Here is an 18,408-nt window from a genome sequence, read left to right as displayed (position 1 = left end):
ATCTGCCTTTAAAAAAGTTTTTAATCAATCAGGAGAAAAGCCAATGAATTTTTTAAGGGTAAAAAAATATCCCTGGGTGCGGTTAGTAATAATTGCTTTGATTTTGTGGTTGGGTTTGATGTTAAGTGGGGCCGGTGTTGTTACAAATGGCAATATTTATGAGCAAAGAACGCTGCATAGTCCTGATGGAATTGGCAAGTTTTATATGGGAAGAGAAATTGCTCAAGTGATGGGACATTTGGGTGCATCTTGGCTGGAACGTCCGAGTCGAGAATGGGAAGAACAACCGGCTTTATTAGTGGAAAGTTTAGGGTTAAAACCTGCCGATGTGGTAGCAGATATTGGGGCCGGTACGGGTTATATTAGTTTGATGATGGCCCAAAAAGTTCCGCAAGGTAAGGTTTTGGCGGTGGATGTACAGCCAGAAATGATTGAGATGTTGGAGAATTTTAAAAAGCGATATAACTTTGAAAACGTCGAGACAATATTAGGCACAGAAAGCAATCCCAACTTGCCCGAAAATAGCGTTGATTTAGCAATTATGGTGGATGCTTATCACGAGTTTGCTTACCCCAGGGAAATGATGGAAGGAATTGTTAGGGGTTTGAAGGCTAGGGGAAGGGTGGTTTTAGTGGAATATCGCGGTGAAAATCCGTTTATTGCGATTAAGGCGTTACACAAAATGACACAAAAGCAAGTGAAGAAAGAAATGGCTGCGGTTGGGTTAGTTTGGAAGGAAACTATAGGGGTTTTACCGCAGCAGCATATTTTGGTTTTTGAGAAGGGTAAAAATGTTGAGGGTTAATTGGAGAAACCAGAAACAAGAAGCCACCGGTTAAAACCGGCATCTACATGAAATAAGTCCTAACGGACTAATGAATTGTTCTAACCTCCTTTGGAGGTTTTTTTCCTGTAGACACAGATTTTAACCGGCGACTTAATGTTATCCTTATCAACAAGTCCCTTATTTTTTCCTGCCAAACTTCGCCTTTAAATCATCAATACTTGCTTGTTTGTTAGGTTCTTCTTTTATCGCCGGACGAACACCGGCCTGCCTTTCTTGAGTTCGCATTGTTAAACTAATCCGATTTAACTTTTCATTCACTTCTAACACTCGCACTTTCACAACTTGACCAACTTTAACAACCGTGTTCGGATCAGAAACAAAGCGATCTGCTAATTGGGAAATATGCACCAAACCATCTTGATGCACCCCAATATCAACAAACGCCCCAAAGTTAGCAACGTTGGTAATAATGCCTTCTAATTCCATCCCCACTTGCAAATCTTTAACTTCCTTAATTCCTTCCTTAAAGGTGGCATATTTAAACTCTGCGCGGGGGTCTCGACCTGGTTTTTCCAATTCACTGATAATATCTTTCAGCGTCGGTAAACCTACCGTTTCTGTGACGTATTTTTTCAAGTCAATGCTTTTAATTTTCCCCGCTATTTCGCTGATATTATCCACCGGCACTTTTAAATCAGCCACAATTTTCTCTACCACCCCATAACTTTCGGGGTGAACTCCCGTATTATCTAGGGGATTTTGGCCGCCACGAATGCGTAAGAAACCCGCCGCTTGTTCATAAGCTTTTGGCCCCAATTTCGGCACTTTTAACAGTTGCCGGCGATTTTTAAAGGCTCCATTTTCGTTGCGATAAGCTACAATATTTTTGGCAACGGCTGGGGTTAATCCTGATACAAAAGTCAGCAATTCTTTTGAGGCTGTGTTGAGGTCAACTCCTACATAGTTAACGCAACTTTCGACAGTTTCATCAAGTTTTTTCTTGAGTAATTTTTGGTCTACGTCGTGCTGATATTGTCCGACTCCAATTGATTTGGGGTCAATTTTTACCAGTTCGGCGAGGGGGTCTTGCAACCGGCGCCCGATACTAACTGCACCGCGTACTGTAATATCTAAATCGGGGAATTCTTCAATGGCTACCGGCGATGCTGAATAGATAGAAGCACCGGACTCATTGACAATTACTTTTACCGGCTTACGGTCGAGATTTTTTAACACTTCGCCTACAAATTCATCAGTTTCGCGGGAAGCGGTGCCGTTTCCAATAGCAATGAGTTCAATTTTGTGTTTTTGAATTAGTTTTTTGAGAGTTTCTGCGGCTTGTGCTCGTTGACCGGCGCCGGTGTGTGGGAAAATGGCTTGATATTCGATAAATTTGCCGGTTTCACTAAGTACAGAAACTTTGCAGCCGGTGCGAAAACCAGGGTCAACAGCGAGGGTGGGTTTCATTCCTGCCGGTGCCGAAAGTAACAACTCTCGGAGGTTGGTTTCAAAGGTTTGAATTGATCCGATATCTGCTTCTAATTTTTTGGCAGATCGTACTTCTGTAATTAGGGAATTTTTGATGAGCCGGTTAAAGGCATCTTTGAGCATTGTTTGATAAAATTGTCTGATGGCCGGCACTTTGGTTTTGATTTCTTGGGTTTCTAAATATCCTAAAACTACGTCTTCATCGTAGGATAAATCTACTTCTAGGACTTTTTCGGTTTCTCCCCGGAATAAAGCCAGCAAGTTATGGGGTGCAATGTCTTGTAATTTGCACTTATAATTGCGGTACATTTCAAATTTTGTGCTGCCTTCTGGGAATTCTTCTTTTATCTGGGAGACAAAGACTCCAGATTCCATAAAGTAATCGCGTAAATAGGCTCTAATTTCTGCTTTTTCGGAAATTTCTTCTGCCAAAATGTCGGCAGCGCCTTTGAGGGCTTCTTCGGCAGTTTTGACGGCTTTTTCTTCGGAGATATATTTGGCGGCTTCGGTTTCTATGGAAACAGCGGCGGCGGTTTTGTTGTTGAGGGATTTAATAAAATCTGCGAGGGGTTGTAAGCCTTTTTCGCGGGCGGTTGTGGCGCGGGTGCGGCGTTTGGTTTTGTAGGGTAAATAAAGGTCTTCTAGTTCGGTTTTTTGCAGGGTTGTTTCGATTTTTTGTTTTAATTCTGGGGTGAGTTTTCCTTGTTCTTCAATTGCTTTTAAAATGGATTTTTTGCGGTCTTGCAGTTCGGTTAAATAGGTGTGCCGGTCTAATATATCGCGCAATTGTGTTTCGTTGAGTGTGCCGGTGCGTTCTTTGCGGTATCGTGCAATAAAGGGGATGGTGGCGCCTTCGCTGAAGAGTTCGAGGGCGTTTTTGACTTGATCAGGTGTGATGGATAGTTCTTGTGCGATGAATTGTTCTAGGTTGGTCATAGATGCTGGTTTTGGAGTCTACTTTTTCTATTATAATTAGGTTTTCCGCCTAGGGGTTAAGAAACCGGCTTTTTTCATCAGTATTTATAGCTGAAATCGAATAGTTTGCAATTAAAAGCCGTTTTTTTATGAAGCCTGCTTTCGGTTTTAATATCCTTATTTCAGCCGCCAAATTTTGATAGTTGCGTCATTACTACCACTGACTAAAGTCTGCCCATCCGGGCTGATGGCAACAGAATCAACCCAGTCGGAATGACTAGAAAGAGTGCGGATTAAATTGCCGGTTTGCAGATTCCATATTTTGATAGTTTTGTCCTTACTCCCACTGACTAAAGTCTGCCCATCCGGGCTGATGGCGACAGAATCAACCGAGTCGGAATGACCAACAAAATAACCAGAAAGAGTGCGGATTAAATTGCCAGTTTGCAGATTCCATATTTTGATAGTTTTGTCATCACTGCTACTGACTAAAGTCTGCCCATCTGGGCTGATGGCAACAGAATAAACCCAGTAGGAATGACCAGAAAGAGTGCGAATTAAATCGCCGGTTTGCAGATTCCATATTTTGATAGTACTGTCAGCACTCCCATTACCACTGAATAAAGTCTGCCCATCCGGACTGATGGCGACACAATTAACCCCGTTGTAATGAGCAGGAATAGTGCGGATTAAATTGCCAGTTTGCAGATTCCATATTTTGATAGTACTGTCAGCACTCCCACTGAATAAAGTTTGCCCATCCGGGCTGATGGCGACAGAATTAACCGAGTCGGAATGACCAATAAAATAACTAGAAAGAGTGCGGATTACATTGCCGGTTTGCAGATTCCATATTTTGATAGTTTTGTCCTTACTCCCACTGACTAAAGTCTGCCCATCCGGGCTGATGGCAACAGAATCAACCCAGTCGGAATGACCAGAAAGAGTACGGATTACATTGCCGGTTTGCAGATTCCATATTTTGATAGTTTTGTCGCAACTTCCGCTGACAATAGTGTGCCCATCTGGGCTGATGGCGACAGAATTAACCCCAAGGGAATGGCCAGAAAGAGTGCGGATTACATTGCCGATTTGTAGATTTGATAATGTACCTGCGAAGAAATCAAGCAAATTACGGCGCTGCTGAGGTTTAGTTACAGGTGGTTTAACAACTGGAGTTAACTTGCATTCAATTTCCCCAATTCGCTCTAATAAAACCTGAGCATTCAAAGGTCGCTGGCTGGGCTTTGCAGCCATTAACTCATCAATAAAATTCAATAAAACAGAAGATACCCCAGAAACATGATCACGCCATAGCAAATTATCCTTATTAGGATCATAAAATTTCAAAGGATACCGGCCAGTTAATAAATGTACAAAAGTCCGCCCCAAGGCAAAAAAATCTGATTGGGGGACTGCTTGACCATTTTGCTGTTCTGGTGGCGTATATCCTGCGGAAATAACAGCGGTAATGCCTCCTCTCATACCCACCTTTGCCAAATAAGTATAAGTTGCTTGCCTCGCTGTGCCAAAATCAATTAACACCAACCGGCCATCAGACCGTATCATAATATTTGGCGGCTTAATATCCCGATGAAAAAACTCTTTTTCATGCACAAGCTGCAAAATTTCTGCTAACTCTTTTAACCACTTAATTGCAAGTTCTTGATTAATGCCTTTATTTCCCTGTTGCTGTAACCACTCTTCTAAATTTAGCCCCTCGATTTTTTCCATGACAATGCAATGCACCAGCCCGCCATTTTTTGTCAAATGTTGGTAATACCCCTCGACTTTAGGAATCCCAGGATGATTTAATTGCCCTAAAACTTCCGCTTCTTTTTGAAAAAGTTCTACAGCTTTGGCATTATTATTATGGTTTTGTTTCAAAACTTTAAGGATTTTGGTTGAGCCTGTCTCGTAGGCTTCATAAATATCCCCAAAGCCGCTGTTATTATTCAATAATCGTAGCACCCGATACCGTTTTTCTAGGAGTAAATCAGAGCCACATTTTTCACAGTAGCGATTAAAACCGTTTTGCGGGTGGTTTGGTTGCGGGCAAGTCGGATTGATGCAGAGACTCATAGAAACTTGGGGTAGGCGGCATTTTGATCATACAGGATTTATGCCGCAAGACTTGTCTAGTTTTTGTTAAATAGCAGTGGTAGCTTAGGAGTTGTTGAGGCTTTTTAATGAAAAAATAATGCAAAACTTACCATCACACACCATACCATCAGGAAAAACCGGCAGAATACCCACCGGCACACCGGCAGAAATTAGAAGTAACGACGATGCAGAAACAAAGCGAGCACTTTTGCGAGAAAACGAAGCCGCAATAACTCTCGCCCAAGCCGGCTATAATGTCGAGCAAAGACCCTCGGTAAGTCACACCAGAAAACGCCCCGACTACCGAATAGAAGGACAAATTTTTGATTGTTATGCACCGGCCTCTCGAACAACAGCCTATAATATTATTGACACCCTCGCTAGAAAAGTTGCCCTCGGACAAACACAACGAATTATTTTAAACCTAAACGATAGCCTTCTATCTATTGAAGAAATTAAACAGCAATTAACAGCTAACCCCATTTCTGATCTCCTAGAAATCATCGCCATAAAAGAGCAAACAATTATCCCAATTTTTCCCTAATCTTTAAAACTTAAAGGAGCGACAAATGTCCTTAGACTATGATTTAAGAATAGCCACTAATCTCCAACCTAAGCAAACCTTAGAACTATTGGCAAAACAACTTAACTTTGAGTGGGAAAAAAACCAAACATTGTACAGCCCTGGCATTGTTATATCGGCAATTGCAGAAAACGAAAACCGACAAACTTTTATGCAATCCCTCTTTGGATTTACCCCCACAGTAAATATCTGGTTTTGGCTAGATTCAAATCAAGATTATGAGCAAGGTAAACACAGCCTTCTTTTAGCAACAACCACACTTTTAAATAGCCTCCCAGGTGATGCCGTCTTACTCTTTAACGGCGAAAGTATTGTCTTAGAAAAAATTGCCGGTGCCTTAATTTTTAACAAAGACTTAGCAACCTGGTCAGAAACTCAACTCGCCGAAATCCAACAACCCTTTTATATTGAATCTTTACCCTCACCCCTGCTATCCCATGAACCCCCCAGCCTTAACATCAGTAACGCCACACACACCCGCCTAAAATCAATCGCCATTCGTCAAGGAATATCCCTCACAGAACTAGCAAACCAAGCCATAGAAGCCTACATAAACACTCAAATAGCAGAACTTTCTCAAAACTAAATTCGGTGTCGGTTAGTAAATGATAGGTTAGGAGTTGTTCAAAGTAGGTTGTAGGTTGGGTAGAGGTACGAAACCCAACCAATCCTAATTTTGGTAGTTGGGTTTCGCAAGCTCTACCCAACCTACAATAAATTACCTAGATGCTAAACAAATTACCACTAAACAAACCTAATTATGTATAACAATGGCAATATAAAAGCATCCCTATCGATGTTTTCTTACTCAATTAAAAACCTCCCCCCCAAAAAAACTCAAACTTCTATACTAGAAATTAAACCCCTCACAAGAAACACCCATGCAAACCGAACCCAACATCATGCAAGCCGTTGAGCAACTCGGCTACCGCGTCACCGTCGGCGACGTCGCCACAAAAGCCGGCCTCAACATCAACCTCGCCGAAAAAGGACTCCTCACCCTCGCCTCCGAAGCCGGTGGACACCTGCAAGTCGCAGAAACCGGCGATGTCGTTTACCAGTTCCCCCAAAACTTCCGCGACATCCTCCGCAACAAATATATCCAACTGCAAATACAAGAATGGTGGCAAAAAATATGGCGAGTTTTATTTTACCTCATCCGCATATCCTTCGGCCTAATATTAATACTTTCCATCGTCCTAATATTCGTCGCCATCTTCGCCATCCTCACCGCCATCAACTCCAGCAATGACGACAGAGGCGATAGCGGATCATCAAGTGGTGGAGGCATATTTTACCCCCGATTTTGGTTTGGCCCCGATTGGTTTTGGTTCTTTTATTGGGACTACGATAACCGGCCCTACCGCCGCTATTCTCCCGAAGAAAAACGCGAATTTAACTTTTTAGAAGCCGTTTTTTCCTTCATCTTTGGCGATGGCAACCCCAACGCCAACCTCGATGAAAGACGCTGGCAAATTATCGGCAGAGTTATCCGCAACAACAAAGGCGCAGTCATCGCCGAACAAATCGCACCATACCTCGATGAAATTGCCAAAGGCTACGCCAGCGAATATGAAGAATATATGTTGCCCGTACTTACCCGCTTCAATGGCAGGCCAGAAGTCAGCAACGAAGGACAATTAATCTACCACTTCCCAGAACTGCAAACCACCGCCCGCGAACACACAGAAGAAACCCCCCTCCCCGCCTACCTCCGCGAATGGTTATGGCGGTTTAGCAAAGCCACATCAGGACAGATATTCTTAGCAGGCGGTTTAGGAGTTGTTAACCTAGCCGGTGCCGTGTTTCTCGGCTACCTATTACGCAACCCCGAAATAGTAGAAGAAATTGGCGGGATAGCTGCTTTTGCTGCCTCTATTTATGGCCTATTACTTGCCTACGGAGTTGGATTTCTTGCCATTCCAACTGCGCGATATTTTTGGATAAAATTCCAAAACCAAAAAATCGACAAACGCAACCAATTACGACAAGAACGCGCCAACCTATTAACTCAACCCGATCAACAATTACAGCACAAATTAACCTTTGCCAAACAATTTGCCGGTCAAAACATCATCACCACAGAAAACCTCGCCTACACCACAGAAACCGGCCTCGAAGAACAAGAATTTAAGAAAATCGAAAAAGGCGAAGACGACTGGATGCGCCGGCTAAATAGCAACGACGATTAACCCTGAAAATTTAGGTTTTTAAAAACCCGGTTTCTTCAAGAAACCGGGCTTTTAATTGCTTCACAAACGACAAAAAACTATTGCATCTTTGCCAAAATTGCCCCTTGATAATAATGAGTCAAAATCGCTTGATAATTCCAACCTTGACGCGCCAAATTATAAGCACCCCACTGACTCAAACCCAAACCATGACCAAAACCGGCCCCTTGAAACACAAAACCTGTCGGCACCGGCTTACTATTCGCCTTATCTGACGTTCCCCCTTGAGGAATCACTTTAAACAAGCTACTATTCAACCCTAAGTTTTGCCGCAACTCCTCCCCATCAATAACCTTAGTCCCCGCATCCCCGATCACCTTCATTTTGATAATTCTGCCAGTTTTTTCTATCGTCTTTTCAGGCACAAAAGCCACCACATTCCCTACCCCCGGAATTTTGCGGCTGAGGTCTTCCCGTGAAAGCGTTTGAGACCACCGGCACCCAGGCGCCCCCTCATCATAATCTTGCACACTTCGCAAATACGGCAGCGGATCAACCCAAACATCCTCAACATTCTCAGTACGTCCGCCAGAACAAGAATGAAACGCCGCCAAAATTACCTGATTGTTATAAGCCATAAACAGCCCTTTTGTAGCATTCACAGCCGCATAAGTACCCTGAGACTCCGTTTCCACCCCTTTATAAACCTGCCATCCCTGCGTATCTCCCACATCAGAAATGCCATTAAAATTGTTAATTTGCTCATACAAAGCATAGGAACGAGCCGCCACAGCTTGCGCTTTCAAAGCCTCTTGGGGCCAAGTGCCATCCATTTCCGCCCCCAGCACACTGTATAGATAATTGTCGATATCCACATGATTTACAGCCGTGAGAGCTTTGCCTGTGGAAACAATGCGAATACTACCGCGATACCAGCGATCTCCTATATAAACATACCCCTCGCCGGTCGGTTGAATTTTAATTTCTCCAGCTTGCCAACGGTCGAGCGCCACCATACCATTTTTCAATTGCGCCGCAAACCCATTCATCCCCGCAAGCTGGCCCAAAACCTTGCCGGTGCCATCCGTCACCGTCGCATTCGTCGAACTACCGAGCTTTACCTGACTAACCCCTTCTTCAATAGCCACCCGCAACTCCCGCGCCGCTGCTGGAAAAGCCAAAATAAACCAAACGAGCAAAGACAGCCACCAGTGCCGGCCCCGCATATTTTTCAATTGCATTACCATAAAATCGAAAAAAAATCTAGTCTTCATCAGGAAAAATTCCTCACAGGGAAACAAATAATTTGACTTGTGGTAGAACATTTAATTGTCTGGTATCGCGGTAGTAAAGCCCCGCCACCCTTGTGATTGCCAGAGACTAGCATCCTGCCGGCCTCCTCTGCTAAAAAATTAAAGGATGCAAGAGAGATGAAAGACAGCCAAAACGGGCCGGTCTAACAGACTTTGATATCATATTTGTGGGACAAAAGACGGCTGTGGGAAAAATTTTGTCCAAAAAAATTTTAAATGAGTAGATAGCCATCAAAGCATAACCCAAAGCTTTATAACAAAACACAAAACAACTTGAGCGAAAAACAAACCGGATCGATACAATAAACCCAAACCCCCTAACCCAACCAAAAGCTCAACTTTTAAGGGTAGGCATCACCCCAGGTAAAAACTATGATACAAACGGCAACCCAAAATCGAGGCGCAACTGTTAGCGACAAAAACCTCGACGTAGAACTCCGCAAAGTCTTTAAAGTTTATAACGGCGAAACCGCAGTGCGTGGTGTAGACCTCGACATTCACCAGGGAGAATTTTTCAGCATCCTTGGCCCGTCTGGATGTGGGAAAACCACCACCCTCCGCATGATTGCCGGTTTTGAAATGCCCTCCGCCGGCGAATTGTACATACGCGGACAGTCGATGACCCAAGTTCCCCCATACCGCCGGCCGGTCAACACCGTATTTCAAAGCTACGCCCTTTTTAATCACCTCAGCGTTTCAGAAAATATCGCCTTTGGACTGCGGATCAAACGTCTGGGAAAAGCCGAAATCGAAACCAGAGTCCGAGAAGCCCTCAAACTCGTCAAAATGGAAGCCTACGCCAACCGCTACCCGGCCCAACTTTCCGGCGGACAACAGCAACGAGTCGCCTTAGCCAGAGCCTTAGTTAACCGGCCCGCCGTACTCCTCCTCGATGAACCCCTCGGCGCCCTCGACTTAAAACTGCGTAAAGAAATGCAGGTAGAACTTTCAAACCTGCATAAAGATTTGGGTTTAACCTTTGTCATGGTTACTCACGACCAAGAAGAAGCCCTATCATTATCTGACCGCATCGCCGTAATGAATTATGGTCGCATCGAGCAAATTGGCAACCCGGTTGAAATTTACGAAAAACCAGGCACCCCCTTTGTTGCCGATTTTATTGGAGATACAAATTTGTTTAAAGGACGCATCGAAACTCAAGACGCTTCCAGCCTACAAATTATCACCGATAAAAAACTAAAAATTATTGTCCAACCACAACAAGATGTTAACTATGCCACCGGCGCAGATGTGGTATTGAGTGTGCGGCCTGAAAAAATTCAACTCAGCCTTTATCCCCCCAGCGTTGAGGTAAATTCCTTTGAAGGCCGGCTCAAGCACGTTATGTTTATGGGAACTCATGTACACTATGTCGTTGAGTTAGCATCAGGAGATTTAATCACCGTTATGCAGCCCAATACCCTCGGAAATTCACCCTCAAGCGACACCCCCATTTATGCCTCTTGGTCGGCAGGTGATTGCATTGCTTTATCCGTGTAGGAAACAATGTTTTATCCTGGGTAAAAAACACGCAAAAAAGGTAAATTTAATGAAAAATAATGGCTTATATCACAGTTTAGATGAGATAGAATCTCATTTCTATTTCACAGCCATTGCAACTTTGAAAGCCACTGATGGCGCCTCATTTGTAGTTGACCTACAACACCAATGCCAAAAAAGTGCCTATGGCTATCAACAGGGGATCAAAAAGTGGTTTATGGCCCATTTAATCACCTTTTTCTTCCAAAAAATTTCCCCTACAATCATGTTGGCCTGCCAAAATACCGATGCCAAAACAGGAGAAATTTAGCCATTAGAGCAATCAGTAAGATATTGTTAATAAAGCCTTGATTTAGTCAGAAATAAGCGGGAAAAAAGACAGTGCCACCGACTGATTTACAGAGATTTCGTCTGCCTCGTGGGCTGCAAAAAAAAGCCCAAACCAAACCAACTGAAAACAAGGGAATAACCCGACGCCAATTTTTGCAAACATCAGGGGCCGCACTTTCGGGAATGGCCCTATCTAGCTGTGGCTGGCGTCTGGCTGAGGTGCAGTCGTCTCCGGGCCCTTTACCACCCAATAAAATGTATATGTTTACTTGGGCGGGATATACAGATCAAGAGTTACTCGATAGCTTTGCAGAACAAACCGGGATCGAAGTAATTGCCGATGTGTTTGATTCTAATGAAGCCATGTTAGCAAAAATTCAGGCCAGCGGGGGAGGAGCTTACAGCCTCATTTATCCCTCTGATTATACCGTAAAAAAAATGGCTGAATTAGGCATTATCAGCGAAATTGATCACTCTCGTTTACCGGGTTTAGCTAACTTAATTCCCCAATTCCAAAACCCCGGCTATGACCCAAATAATCGCTACAGTGTACCGATAAGCTGGGGAACCACCGGCCTAATTTATAACAGCGAAAAAATCAAACAAGCCCCCGATGACTGGAATTATCTTTGGAAATTTCAGCAAACGCTTTATCGGCGTCTGACCCTCCTCAATGACCCCAGAGAAGTCATGGGGGCAACATTGCGAATGTTAGGATATTCTTACAACTCAACAAATCCTGAACAACTCAAAGAAGCCTATCAAAAATTAGTTTCCCTCAAACCTGCCATCGCCTCTTTTACTACCGATGGCTGGCGCCCGCAAATTTTAAGCGGGGACATGAATATGGCGATGTGTTACTCTGCGGATGCCAATGAGATGATGTCCGAAGACGAAAACTTGCGCTACGCATTGCCAAAAAGTGGATCTTCTTTGTGGACAGATACAATGGTAATTCCGAAATTTGCTCCTAACGTTGATGCAGCTTATGCGTGGATTAACTTCGTATATCAACCAAGCATCGCTGCCAAAATTTGCCAACGATTGAGTTTTGCAACTCCCAACAAAAAAGCGATGGAATTATTACCCGAAGAGGTACGCAATAATACTAGCTTATTTCCCCCAGAAGCCGCCCTCGAAAAATGCGAACGCATCTTGCCGGTGTCCCCAGACATCACAGAACTCTATGAGCGTTTCTGGACGCAATTAACCAGCGGTTAGTAATTAGTAATTAGTAATTAGTAATTCGTCTAATTGCTGATTAATAATTAAGGAATTTTCGCCATAACTCTTGACAAAACGAAGGTTAAATCAGTGTCCGTATCTACCAAAAACCCTACCCCAACAAACCCCCAATCTCAGCTAGATATCCGCCGGCTGGGTTCAAATATCATAGGGCCCGCTGTTTTACTTGGCCCCGCCGGCCTGTGGTTATTTTTGTTGTTGGTATTACCAACCTTAATCATTTTTCAACTTAGTTTAGTCCCCAACATCAAACCCGGAGATTTAGTCATTCCTTCCGGAATTGAGAACTACCTGCGAGTTTTTGAACCCATCAAACTGCAAGTCATGGGGAGGTCACTTTTCTTTTCAATTGGCACCACAATTTTTTGCTTAGGTTTAGGCTTTCCAGTTGCTTACTGGCTCGCCCAAATGAGCCCCAAACGCTGGAGAAATTTGCTATTGTTAGGCTTTGTTTTGCCCCTATGGACATCATCCTTATTGCGTTCTTATGCTTGGATTACCATCTTGCGGCGCACCGGCCTACTTAACACCGTACTCACAGCCATCGGACTGCCGGCCCTCGATTTACTCAACCGAAGCTCAGCCGTTTTAATTGGCATGACCTACAGTTATTTACCCTACATGGTACTCATTCTTTACGCTTCCCTAGAAAAGCTAGATAAACGTTTATTAGAAGCCTCAGCCGACTTAGGAGCAAAACCCCTAGAAAGCTTCTGGAAAATCACCGTCCCCCAAACAATGCCCGGAATTGCAGCCGGTTCTTTACTCGTTTTTATTAGCTGTATGGGCGATTTTGTAGATCCAGAATTACTTGGGGGGGCAAGCAGCATGACCGCAGCCCGGTTAATTTACAATCAATTTTTAGGAGCCACACAAAACTGGGGATTTGGTTCAGCAATGAGCATGGTATTAATCATGTTTGTCACCGTAGGAATTGCCCTCTTACTCAAATATGGCGACCGGGATGTTGCTCGCTAAAAATCCCCAATTGCAGCGGCTTTACCATCCAAAATTCCACCTCAAAAACACCCTACGGATATCGAAAATCCAAAATCTAAAATCAGTATGTCAGACAAACTAAGCCAACAACAGGAGGAAATTCCGGCAGATATGTTGAATAAACCTAAAATTCAGGTTTCCTGGCAGGTTATCTTTTCCGTAGTCATGTATCTATTCATGTATCTGCCCATCTTCGTCCTCAGCCTTTACAGTTTCAACCAATCTGCCTATAGTGCCACTTGGGAAGGCTTTACCCTACAGTGGTACGGCAAACTCTTTAGCGATAGACGAATATTAAGCGCTTTTCAAAATAGCTTAACCGTCGCCTTCAGCGCTGTGTTAATTTCTGCCTTGTTTGGTACATTGTTGGCAGTGGGTTTATCGCGTTACAAGTTTCCTGGAAAAAATTTATTTTTGGGTGTTTCTTACTTGCCTTTGATTGTCCCTGATATTGCAATTGCAGTGGCAACGCTAGTATTTTTAGCAGCAGTGCAAATTCGACTGAGTTTGTGGACAATTGTAGCCGCTCATATCGTGTTTTGCTTGGCTTATATTGCCTTAGCCGTATCAACGCGGCTGGCAGATTTAAACCCCTTTTTAGAAGAAGCGGCTCTTGATTTAGGTGCAAGCCCAACCCAAGCCTTTATTAAAGTTTTGCTTCCTCAATTACTGCCAGGAATTGTATCTGGTTGTTTAATTGCTTTTGTGTTAAGTATGGATGATTTTCTGATTGCCAGTTTCACCGCCGGCACCGGCTCCACCACCTTACCAATGGAAGTTTTTAGCCGCATTAGAACAGGAGTAAAACCAGACATCAATGCCTTAAGTGTGATCTTAATTCTGGCATCGGGCACCCTGGCATTTATAGGCCAATATTTAAGCAATAAAAGCCAAGAAAAAAAAGGTTAAAAAATACTCGTTCTCCACAGGTTCGCTTTTGCACAAATTTTTAGAATTGATATAAGAGCCTAGTAACGCAAAAAAAAGGCTCCGCCTCCTGTTATTTTAGAAGAGGCAGAGCCTTTTGGAAATCTTACCAGACGCTCACACGAGGCAGAGCCTCTTAGCGCAGTTCCCAGGCTTAGTCTGAGAACAAGAAATTTTTAAACAAGTTTGAGATGTGGATATTCAGCGAGAATATCATCAGAAGAAAGCGTATCTCCAGAAGCTTGAGGAGTCCAGAGAATTTCAATCGCCATCAGCCGATCACTTGAAATACCACCAATTTGACGTAAAGCTTGCAGCAAATCTTCAGAACTATTAATTGCCGGCAACTGCATTTTACCTTCCATTGCTGCCAAAAGCGTCACAACAATATACTCACTTGCTCCATCATTAATCGCCAAATCTCCGCCTTTTCCAGGCAAAGATTTATTACTTTCAGAACCGCGCAGAATATTGTTGTAATTCGAGAGAGTTTCTTCAGTAAACTTACTGCGCTCAGTTAAAGCAAGCTGATAAAATTTCGCTTCCGCAGCCGGTAAAGCAGCTTGTTGAGATTCAACAGAGCCATAGTACCAAAATTCAGGATGACGCAATAAAGCAAGACTAGCTTCTTGCAAAACATGAGCGCGTCCAGCGGGGGTGCCGGTGTCGGCTTTTTCTGCCAAAGCATCAAGTTCCGGTTGTAAACCACGCGCTTCTGCTAATAAACCAACTTGCACTTTAGCTATCGAAATTGTCGGGTTATCGTAGTCAATTTCTGAGCCGGCGCTGCGACGAAAAGCTTGGACTAAAAAACTAGCAACCGCCATAAAAATCAAAATCGAAAATAAACCGCCACCGCCACCCCAAACAAAGGGAATTAAAAACGGAAAACCAAAACCACCGCCACCGGGGTAATAGCCACCGCCATATCCGCCACCGGGGGAATAGCTACGGGGTGCAGAGTAGGTACGGCTAGGGGCGCTAAAAGAGCCGCCGCCAATACGTCCGCCGGAGCGAGCCGCCAAGGCACCCTCAGCGTGAGAAAAGGCTAAGGAGATAACTAGCCCAAGGGCGAACAGGGATTTTAAGAGCGGTTTAATGGAGGAAAGGAATTTTTTACGCATATAGATGTGCCTTTTGTTTTTATTAAAGCTTAACCGGCTTTTATGGGTGCCGGTGGCCGATACGTGGCTTGTTTTCACGTTGCACACATTTATAATTTATCGTTTTCTCTCAAGTTTAGGCACTAAGCTTTGGGTAGATTGCAGGGGGAGATATCCGTACTGTCATAAAAAAGGCCGGTTGCCTTTGATGAGGGTTTACGGTAAACACGAAATTATTAAATTTTTATTGAAATTTTCAATGGTGAAAGCTTTTGTTTTAATCAGATTAAAATGTTAGATTAAGGTCAGAAAAATTAATAGTTAGAATTTAAGTATTAGTAAAATTTGTTAGATCCAGCTTGGTAAGTGGCGACAAGGCTTCCAAAAAATATCTAGGAATTTAAATCTTCCATAGTCACGGTTTCAATGTCTTTTGTAGGGATAAAATTAGAGAATTTTGATATGATTTAATTACGCAAAAACAGATTTATTCAGCCTTAAACACAAGAGAAATGCCACCAGAGAGGCAAAGCCCGGCGGGGATGGCCTAATGTGGGCCGTAGGCCATCTGCCAAAAAGGTGCTAAGGGAATTTACAGATCCTGTAACAAAGAGGAATTCTGCTCAAAGAAACTAGACTTTTTCTAACTGAAGCGTTGGGTAATCGGTGTAACCTTTTTCATCTCCTCCATAAAAGGTAGAGCGGTCATAGGGATTTAAAGGTGCATTCACAGCAAAGCGCTCGGCTAAATCTGGGTTGGCGATATAAAGTCTACCAAAAGCAATTAAATCTGCATTTCCTGCCGCAATAGTGGCTTCTGCAAGTTCTTGATTATAGCCACCGGCAGAGATAATTGTCCCCTTAAAAATCGAGCGAAAATAGTCGCAAGTTAAGGGAGAGTGCTCTGAGTCCTCACTAACGGAATTTTCATCGGGTCTTGGCTCAATTAAATGCAAATAAGCTAATCCATAAGGGTTAAGTGCTTCTGCAACGTAACTAAAGAGAGCTTGAGGATTAGAATCAGACATACTGTTAAAAGTGCCGGCAGGAGACAGGCGCACACCAACTTTATTCGCACCCCAAACGCTGGTTACTGCTTCGACGATTTCCATTAAAAAGCGAGCGCGGTTTTCTAGGTCACCACCGTAGCGATCTGTGCGGTGGTTGGTGCTATCTTCAAGAAATTGATCGATCAGGTAGCCATTGGCGGCGTGAATTTCTACGCCATCAAACCCGGCAGCCATTGCATTTTCAGCGGCTAAACGGTAGTTTTCAACAATAGCAGGGATCTCAGCAGTTTCTAAGGCGCGGGGGGTGACGAAAGGCTGTGGCCCTGACAATGTAGATGCGTCTCCTTCGGGTGCAATGGCGCTCGGTGCCACCGGCAAACCTCCTCCGGGTTGCAAGGAAGGGTGAGAAATGCGCCCGACGTGCCACAGTTGCAAAAAGATGTGACCGCCCTTCGCGTGAACTGCGTCTGTAACCAACCGCCAGCCTGCAACTTGTTCGGCGTTGTGAATGCCCGGAGTGTAGGGATAACCTTGTCCTTCAGGGCAAATTTGTGTGGCTTCACTGATGATTAATCCTGCGGATGCCCGTTGTGAGTAATAGGTTGCGTTGAGTGTTACGGGGACGTTGCCATCGCCTGCCCGGTTGCGCGTTAACGGTGCCATTACAAGGCGATTTGGCAGGGTATAAGGGCCAAGCTGAACCGATGAAAGAAGATGTCTAGTGTTATTCATTGTTAACTTTCGGTATTTGGCTGACAAATTGTACAGTTTCTCTCGATCTGCCTTAGATTTACAACCCTCTGCGGGTAGAAACAAGCCAACGTTCGCGCAAACGTGACTGGTGCGGCTGAGAAAAGAAGAATTGCCTGAAGCGGGATTTACTGGCTTTTTGTGTAGGAAGTTTTAAAGGGCGGGTTGTCAATCCGACATAAAAGCAATGGGGTTTAACTTCTAAAATAGGAAATGTCAAAGCACGAGAGAAATTATATGCCCATGTTAGCTTTCACGATAAAAGCTTTTGTGACTTTATTTGTTGTAATAGATCCGGTTGGTTTAGTCCCAATTTTTATTGCTTTAGCTGGTAATTATTCCGAGGAAGAGCAAGCGAGTATTCTCCGGCAAGCTATTTTGATTGCGGGGATCATTTTGCTTGTGTTTTCGCTTGGGGGAAATTTTCTGCTGCATTATTTGGGAATCACAATTGAGGCGTTTCAGGTGACCGCAGGGCTGTTGCTGTTAAAATTGGGTCTGGATATGGTATTTGGGGAGAGCGAAGGGGAGACAAAAGAGGAAGATAAACAAATCGTATTGAAACGAGATATTAGTGTGTTTCCGCTTGCTATTCCTTTGATTGCCGGCCCCGGAACACTAGCAAGTACACTAATTTTGCTGGATGAGGCAAGTACGTTTACGTTTGCTGTGGGTTTAGCAATTGTCTTAACAATTAATGTGATTTTGCTTGGCGTTTGCTATGGCTTTTTGTCTTGTTCTAAATATTTAGCGTCCGTTTTAGGTGCAACAGGAATTAATGCTGTAACCCGAATTTTGGGAGTGTTGCTGTCTGCTTTAGGTGTGCAGTACATGGCGGATGGTCTAGTGGTTCTGCTCAAGCTTGGCTCGTGATTATAATGGTGTGGTTAAGAAAAAAATTAATTGCTGGAGAGGCGTACATTCAACGCATTCAACAAAAAGGTCGGCCACATACCACGCTCTACACAAAACCGGCTCTATATAGGTGGTTGCTCATAAAGAATTTGGAAAAAGAATAAAGGAATTTTTTTATGAGTAAAAGAGAAGTGAATGAAAAAAAAAGAAAAAAAGTCGAAAAAACAGAAACCCCTACCATTGTGAAGTGGAAGGGGTTTGTGTTTGTTAAAAGAGCCCAGGCACCGAGCTATTGTTCCAGACGGCTACCCGTCAAGTATCTTGGCCGC

The 18,408-nt window shown here is 43.7% G+C and carries 15 protein-coding genes; 10 read left to right on the top strand and 5 right to left on the bottom strand.

Annotated elements, in window-relative coordinates:
• The first annotated feature begins 43 nt into the window (after positions 1-43).
• Positions 44-805 carry a class I SAM-dependent methyltransferase gene (locus NG798_RS22895; protein ID WP_261226031.1) on the top strand — a complete coding sequence of 254 codons (762 nt, stop codon included), beginning with the start codon at positions 44-46 and terminating at the stop codon, positions 803-805.
• A gap of 159 nt (positions 806-964) precedes the next feature.
• On the opposite strand, the gene NG798_RS22890 is transcribed toward NG798_RS22895, so the two are convergent.
• A complete protein-coding gene (locus tag NG798_RS22890) occupies positions 965-3,211 on the bottom strand; it encodes a Tex family protein (protein ID WP_261226030.1) in 2,247 nt (748 codons plus the stop codon).
• 156 nt (positions 3,212-3,367) lie between these two features.
• On the bottom strand, positions 3,368-5,272 hold the full coding sequence (locus NG798_RS22885; protein ID WP_261226029.1) for a serine/threonine-protein kinase: 1,905 nt from the start codon (positions 5,270-5,272) through the stop codon (positions 3,368-3,370).
• Between the two features lie 118 nt (positions 5,273-5,390).
• Between NG798_RS22885 and NG798_RS22880 the strand changes: the two genes are divergently transcribed.
• From NG798_RS22880 to NG798_RS22870, 3 genes are all read left to right on the top strand, one after another.
• Entirely contained in the window at positions 5,391-5,837 is a 447-nt protein-coding gene (locus NG798_RS22880) for a hypothetical protein (protein ID WP_261226028.1), read from the top strand.
• A 25-nt stretch (positions 5,838-5,862) separates the two neighbouring features.
• Positions 5,863-6,462 carry a SitI3 family protein gene (locus NG798_RS22875; RefSeq protein ID WP_261226027.1) on the top strand — a complete coding sequence of 200 codons (600 nt, stop codon included), beginning with the start codon at positions 5,863-5,865 and terminating at the stop codon, positions 6,460-6,462.
• 295 nt (positions 6,463-6,757) lie between these two features.
• A complete protein-coding gene (locus NG798_RS22870; RefSeq protein WP_261226026.1) occupies positions 6,758-8,068 on the top strand; it encodes a hypothetical protein in 1,311 nt (436 codons plus the stop codon).
• A gap of 77 nt (positions 8,069-8,145) precedes the next feature.
• On the opposite strand, the gene NG798_RS22865 is transcribed toward NG798_RS22870, so the two are convergent.
• Positions 8,146-9,321 (bottom strand): SpoIID/LytB domain-containing protein, encoded by a 1,176-nt coding sequence (locus NG798_RS22865; protein WP_261226025.1) that lies wholly within the window; start codon positions 9,319-9,321, stop codon positions 8,146-8,148.
• A gap of 411 nt (positions 9,322-9,732) precedes the next feature.
• Between NG798_RS22865 and NG798_RS22860 the strand changes: the two genes are divergently transcribed.
• From NG798_RS22860 to NG798_RS22840, 5 genes are all read left to right on the top strand, one after another.
• Positions 9,733-10,860 (top strand): ABC transporter ATP-binding protein, encoded by a 1,128-nt coding sequence (locus NG798_RS22860; protein ID WP_261226024.1) that lies wholly within the window; start codon positions 9,733-9,735, stop codon positions 10,858-10,860.
• A gap of 49 nt (positions 10,861-10,909) precedes the next feature.
• Positions 10,910-11,170 (top strand): hypothetical protein, encoded by a 261-nt coding sequence (locus NG798_RS22855; protein WP_261226023.1) that lies wholly within the window; start codon positions 10,910-10,912, stop codon positions 11,168-11,170.
• 203 nt (positions 11,171-11,373) lie between these two features.
• A complete protein-coding gene (locus NG798_RS22850; protein ID WP_317619628.1) occupies positions 11,374-12,411 on the top strand; it encodes a spermidine/putrescine ABC transporter substrate-binding protein in 1,038 nt (345 codons plus the stop codon).
• A gap of 93 nt (positions 12,412-12,504) precedes the next feature.
• Positions 12,505-13,413, top strand: a complete 909-nt coding sequence (locus NG798_RS22845; RefSeq protein ID WP_375338996.1) for an ABC transporter permease — start codon at positions 12,505-12,507, stop codon at positions 13,411-13,413.
• 87 nt (positions 13,414-13,500) lie between these two features.
• Complete coding sequence (locus NG798_RS22840) at positions 13,501-14,343, top strand: ABC transporter permease (protein ID WP_261226022.1); 843 nt, start codon at positions 13,501-13,503, stop codon at positions 14,341-14,343.
• 194 nt (positions 14,344-14,537) lie between these two features.
• Here the strand turns inward: NG798_RS22840 and NG798_RS22835 are convergent, their stop codons facing one another.
• The gene (locus NG798_RS22835) at positions 14,538-15,485 is read right to left on the bottom strand and encodes a DUF1517 domain-containing protein (RefSeq protein ID WP_261226021.1); all 948 of its coding nucleotides are present in this window, start codon (positions 15,483-15,485) and stop codon (positions 14,538-14,540) included.
• 611 nt (positions 15,486-16,096) lie between these two features.
• Positions 16,097-17,206, bottom strand: coding sequence for an alkene reductase (locus NG798_RS22830; protein WP_261226020.1), 1,110 nt, complete (start codon positions 17,204-17,206; stop codon positions 16,097-16,099).
• 255 nt (positions 17,207-17,461) lie between these two features.
• Between NG798_RS22830 and NG798_RS22825 the strand changes: the two genes are divergently transcribed.
• Positions 17,462-18,097 (top strand): MarC family protein, encoded by a 636-nt coding sequence (locus NG798_RS22825; protein ID WP_261226019.1) that lies wholly within the window; start codon positions 17,462-17,464, stop codon positions 18,095-18,097.
• Positions 18,098-18,408 lie beyond the last annotated feature (311 nt).

Origin of the sequence: Ancylothrix sp. D3o, from assembly GCF_025370775.1 — a bacterium.
Lineage (GTDB): Bacteria > Cyanobacteriota > Cyanobacteriia > Cyanobacteriales > Oscillatoriaceae > Ancylothrix.
Note: the sequence above shows the minus strand (reverse complement) of the source record. Positions and strands in the feature narration are given on the sequence as shown.

What these genes read in the sequence shown, in the direction of transcription:
- NG798_RS22875 (WP_261226027.1), top strand. Translation starts at nt 5,863, where the DNA reads ATGTCCTTAGACTATGATTTAAGAATAGCCACTAATCTCCAACCTAAG.
- NG798_RS22835 (WP_261226021.1), bottom strand. Translation starts at nt 15,485, where the DNA reads ATGCGTAAAAAATTCCTTTCCTCCATTAAACCGCTCTTAAAATCCCTG.
- NG798_RS22850 (WP_317619628.1), top strand. Translation starts at nt 11,374, where the DNA reads ATGGCCCTATCTAGCTGTGGCTGGCGTCTGGCTGAGGTGCAGTCGTCT.
- NG798_RS22865 (WP_261226025.1), bottom strand. Translation starts at nt 9,321, where the DNA reads ATGAAGACTAGATTTTTTTTCGATTTTATGGTAATGCAATTGAAAAAT.
- NG798_RS22895 (WP_261226031.1), top strand. Translation starts at nt 44, where the DNA reads ATGAATTTTTTAAGGGTAAAAAAATATCCCTGGGTGCGGTTAGTAATA.
- NG798_RS22825 (WP_261226019.1), top strand. Translation starts at nt 17,462, where the DNA reads ATGCCCATGTTAGCTTTCACGATAAAAGCTTTTGTGACTTTATTTGTT.
- NG798_RS22890 (WP_261226030.1), bottom strand. Translation starts at nt 3,211, where the DNA reads ATGACCAACCTAGAACAATTCATCGCACAAGAACTATCCATCACACCT.
- NG798_RS22830 (WP_261226020.1), bottom strand. Translation starts at nt 17,206, where the DNA reads ATGAATAACACTAGACATCTTCTTTCATCGGTTCAGCTTGGCCCTTAT.
- NG798_RS22870 (WP_261226026.1), top strand. Translation starts at nt 6,758, where the DNA reads ATGCAAACCGAACCCAACATCATGCAAGCCGTTGAGCAACTCGGCTAC.
- NG798_RS22885 (WP_261226029.1), bottom strand. Translation starts at nt 5,272, where the DNA reads ATGAGTCTCTGCATCAATCCGACTTGCCCGCAACCAAACCACCCGCAA.
- NG798_RS22855 (WP_261226023.1), top strand. Translation starts at nt 10,910, where the DNA reads ATGAAAAATAATGGCTTATATCACAGTTTAGATGAGATAGAATCTCAT.
- NG798_RS22840 (WP_261226022.1), top strand. Translation starts at nt 13,501, where the DNA reads ATGTCAGACAAACTAAGCCAACAACAGGAGGAAATTCCGGCAGATATG.
- NG798_RS22880 (WP_261226028.1), top strand. Translation starts at nt 5,391, where the DNA reads ATGCAAAACTTACCATCACACACCATACCATCAGGAAAAACCGGCAGA.
- NG798_RS22860 (WP_261226024.1), top strand. Translation starts at nt 9,733, where the DNA reads ATGATACAAACGGCAACCCAAAATCGAGGCGCAACTGTTAGCGACAAA.